Source organism: Pseudomonas sp. FG86 (genome assembly GCF_057808775.1).
Genome location: NZ_JBMDIS010000204.1, coordinates 1 through 446 on the forward strand (window position 1 = coordinate 1; position 446 = coordinate 446).

Consider the following 446-nt stretch of genomic DNA (forward strand, 5'->3'; position numbering starts at 1 on the left):
AATGGGCGGTCACGATGTACCGAAACGGGCGGTCACGATGGGCCGAAATACGCAGTGAGATTCATCTTGGCCGTGGTCATGCCCATGGTGATGATTATGACCGCCAGACAGCAAAAGCGCGCTCACCACATTCACTGCTAATCCGACAATTGCGATAAGAGTCGCTGTCCCGAATTGCACTTGAGTCGGTTGAAAGAGACGAAATAGCGACTCTCCGGCAATTCCCAAAGAGACCAGTCCCAAAATCAGAGCAGATGCGAAGCCACCCAAGTCTCCAACCTTGCCAGTTCCAAAACTGTAGCGAGCATTTGAGGCATGTCTTTTTGCGTAACCGTAAGCAGCTGCGGCTATGCCAAGTGCTCCAGCGTGTGTTGCCATGTGAAATCCATCAGCAAGCAACGCCATTGAGCCAGTGAGATAACCTGCGGTGATTTCAGCAACCATCA

General features: G+C 51.8%; 1 pseudogene. It reads right to left on the minus strand.

Annotation, left to right across the window (positions count from 1 at the left end):
- Window positions 1-54 precede the first annotated feature (54 nt).
- Window positions 55-446, minus strand: a pseudogene (locus ACODSV_RS36330) (cation diffusion facilitator family transporter); the annotation flags it as partial.